Source organism: Romboutsia sp. (genome assembly GCF_035470145.1).
Taxonomy (GTDB): domain Bacteria; phylum Bacillota; class Clostridia; order Peptostreptococcales; family Peptostreptococcaceae; genus Romboutsia_D.
Window position 1 is genome coordinate 1 of sequence record NZ_DATIRC010000375.1, and the last position, 3927, is coordinate 3927.

Annotated in this window: 2 protein-coding genes; both read right to left on the reverse strand. The window is 29.8% G+C overall.

Annotated features, from left to right (window positions below):
- Window positions 1-278: 278 nt before the first annotated feature.
- Entirely contained in the window at window positions 279-1649 is a 1371-nt protein-coding gene (locus VLM92_RS14795; protein WP_325277091.1) for a peptide MFS transporter, read from the reverse strand.
- 260 nt (window positions 1650-1909) lie between these two features.
- On the reverse strand, window positions 1910-3703 hold the full coding sequence (locus VLM92_RS14800; protein WP_325277092.1) for an aminopeptidase P family protein: 1794 nt from the start codon (window positions 3701-3703) through the stop codon (window positions 1910-1912).
- Window positions 3704-3927 lie beyond the last annotated feature (224 nt).

The following is a 3927-nucleotide window of genomic DNA, read 5'->3' on the forward strand; positions in this document are numbered from 1 at the left end:
CTATATCTTTATTATATATAAAGTTTTTACATGTATCAACTATATTAACATACTCCTCATACTGTTTTTTTACTAATTTTTATACAAATATATTATAATGTATAATTATGTTTTTTTTGTGTCAAAACTGTGCCAAAATTATGTCACAATCACTTCTTTTTACTCTTATCCTTGTAATTTAAAAAAGACCATCCATGATATATTATCCTGAATAGTCTTTAGTAATTTTTAATTTAAAATTTCGTCAGTTTTCTTTACATCACTCTGACTTTTAGATTTTATGCAGTTTGTTCTTCAAGTTCTTCATCTTCAAGCAGTCTTATTAGCTTTTTATCAAAGACAAATAAAAGTGTTGCACATATGAATAAAACGATTGGAATTGCAACATACGCCTGTATGATAGTGAATTTTGAAGCAAATGCGTACAGATATCCATATGATTTTCCAGCTAGGAATGTAGCAAAAGTCCAAACACCAAGCAATACAGAGTAAATTTTATTTGGTGCATATTTAGTTACAAAGGAATTACCAAGTGGTGAGAATAGCATTTCTCCTATACTTAGAAGCACTCCAAATGCGCAAAGGTAAACAAGACTCGCTTTAGATGAAGCATCTGCGCCTACACCTCTTGAAAGCTCTGCAAATACAAGCATTAAGAAAGACATACCAAGAAAACTAAGACCTAAGGCTAATTTTTTAAATAAGCTCAAATCACCTTGAGGTCTCTTTGATAGCTTAAACCAAAGTGCACCAAGTACCGGTCCAAGAGCAATGCATGTAAATGAATTTAGTGAGTCAAACCATGAAAGAGGAATTTCAAATCCACCTACAGTCATATTTATAAACTGACCACCATAATCATAAGCAGCTAAATAAGTTAAGTACCAAAATACCCAAAATACTACTGAAAACATAGATACAAGTATAATAGCAAAAACCTTTCTTTTTTCAGTTTTTGTCATTGGTTTAACTTCAGTTTCAACTTTGTTTTCAGTGCTCTTTCCAGCTTTAAATGGTTTCTTTCCTACTTCTCCAAGGAATTTCGTACCAAATAAAAACCAAAGAGAATTAATTGCACAAATCATACTACACACTTTAAAAACAGGTCTAAAACCTTGGATGTCACCGTGTGCAAATGTTGATGCTACAAGAATCCCTACAGCTGTAGTTCCTATAAAAGCTCCAAGATTAACAAAAGAGTATTGCAGTGAAAATGCTGAATCTAGCTGTTCTTTATCATTAAACAAAGATCCACTAATTGCAGCAACGTTACCTTTAAAAAGGCCTGTACCTATAGCAACAAGTATTACCAATATATTCATACCAGTAGCGTCTGTTGCAGTTGCTCCAAAGTAATATCCTCCAGCCATCAAAGCCAATCCTACTGGAACACAGTACCTTGCTCCTATATACCTATCAGAAATATATCCTCCGATAACTGGTGCAAGATATGTAAATGCAACAAGATTTGATTGTATTAGTGCAGCTTCAACTTTTGTAAGACCTAATCCACCTGTTAACACAGTAGCAGTTACAAAAACAAAGATTAGATACTTGGCAGCATAATATGCTGCTCTTTCTAACATAAATGCGATAGAGCAAACATAAAAACCAAAAGGTTTCTTATTATTTACCGTAATTTCACTCATAATTTTCCTCCTAATATAATTTTTTAATTTTATCCTATATACGACTTTAGCTACTTTCTTTTTTTATCATTCAAGTGATTAGCTAAATTTTTATATACAAGTTTATGATAACTGTTTAAATACAGCTTCTTCAATCTTCTTTGAATTCATTACTTTATATTGAATTTAAATTCAAATTTATTTTTAACAATAGGTTTCACAATCACCTAATATTTTTTATATTCAAAAGGTCCCCCCTATAGTCTAGGGAGACCCTTTTACTATACTTCCTTAGTATATTCTTTTAACCATTGTCTTTCTTCATCATTTAAAAATGGAGATACTTTGTCATAAACTAACTTATGATAATAATTTAAATACGCTTTTTCTTCTTTATTCATTTCATTAATATCTATTGCATCTAAATCTATTGGTGCAAATGTTACAACTTCAAACTCCATAAATTGTCCATATTCATTCTTTTCAGCTTTTCTAACAATTAATTCATTTTCTATTCTTATCCCATGAGAACCTTCTATATATATACCTGGTTCATTAGTAGTTAACATGCCTTCTTCTAATACAGCACTGTCAAACCTTTCTGGTATTATTCTCCACCTAAATCCATTAGGTGCTTCATGTATAGCGCCAACAAATCCTACACCATGTCCTGTTCCACACTTGTAATCTATTCCCATATTCCACATTGGTCTTCTTGCTAATATATCTAAGTTATATCCTCTAACTCCATGTAAGAATTTAGCCATTGATAAATTTATCATACCTCTTAATACAGCTGTAAAATGTATTTTTAATTCATCACTTAACTTACCTAGTGCTATAGTTCTAGTTATATCTGTAGTTCCATCAAAATATTGTCCACCTGAATCTATTAAGAATAAATGTTGTGGTTGTAATTTATAATCAGTTTCTTCAGTTGCGCTATAGTGCATCATAGCTGCATGTTCTTTATATCCTGCTATTGTACTAAAACTTGGTTCTATAAAGCCTTCTTGTTCTCTTCTTAAATCTTCTAATTTCTTAGCTGCACTCATTTCCGTTATTTCTATTTTACCTATATTTTGCTTTAGCCAGTACATAAACTTAGTAAATGCTACACCATCTTTTATATGACTATTTCTTATATTTTTCAACTCCACTTCGTTCTTTTCTGCCTTAAAGAACATTGTTGGATTAAATTCGTCTACCTTTTTAACTTCACTTGGTATATTATTGTATATAGCATAATTTATCTTAGTTGAATCTAATAATATTTTCTCATCATTATTTAAAGTTTTTATAAATTCATAGATATCATTATACGGCTTTATTTCAACATTTTCTTTGTCTAATTCCCCTAATATCTCATCATTTAACTTATTTTTATCTACAAATAGATAAACTTTATCTAATGTTATTAGTGCATAAGAAAGTACTACAGGATTAAATTTAACATCTCTACCTCTTATATTAAATAACCATGCTATGTCCTCAAGAGTAGTTATAACATGATTTGTTACATTCTTTTCTTCCATTTTCTTTCTTAATCTAGCTAACTTAGAACTAAAAGTTTCTCCTACATATCTTACATCTAATAAAAATGCTTTATTGTCCGATAAAGCAGGTCTATTATCCCATATATTCTCTATTAAGTCATATTCATATACTATATTTATATTCTTTTTAGCTAACTTATCAGCTAAGTTAATTCCTTCCTTAGCACATACTACTCTACCATCAAAACCTAATATTTTATCTTGTGGTATAGCATTATATAAATATTCATCAGTAGTCGGTACCCCTTCTTCTCCCATTTTAAATAACTTTATCCCTGATCCTTCTAATTCTTTTTCAGCTTGTATAAAGTATCTTCCATCTGTCCAAAGACCAGCTTCTTCTTGAGTAACTATTACAGTACCTGCAGACCCCGTAAATCCTGATATAAATTGTCTAGATTTAAAGTAATCTCCTACATATTCACTTTCATGATTATCTGAAGATGGTACTATGTACGCATATATATTTTTTTCATTCATCTGTTTTCTTAATTCACTTAATCTGCTTTTTATGTTCATAACAATCCCCCTAATATTATATGTATTTGTCATTTAAGATAATTATTTATTACTCTTTTATATCTCTTATAATAACATGCTATGACAACGTTCTCAAGTTAATATTTATATATATTAAAAATTTTTTTTATCTACTACGAAAAATGCCAATTAAACATATCTATGATGCAGCTGATATGTTTAATTTACAACTTTTAGACGCATAAATAGGGCTATTAAAATCT

Bases quoted from the DNA above. Each gene is read 5' to 3' on its own strand.
- VLM92_RS14795 (WP_325277091.1), bottom strand. From the start codon at position 1,649: ATGAGTGAAATTACGGTAAATAATAAGAAACCTTTTGGTTTTTATGTT.
- VLM92_RS14800 (WP_325277092.1), bottom strand. From the start codon at position 3,703: ATGAACATAAAAAGCAGATTAAGTGAATTAAGAAAACAGATGAATGAA.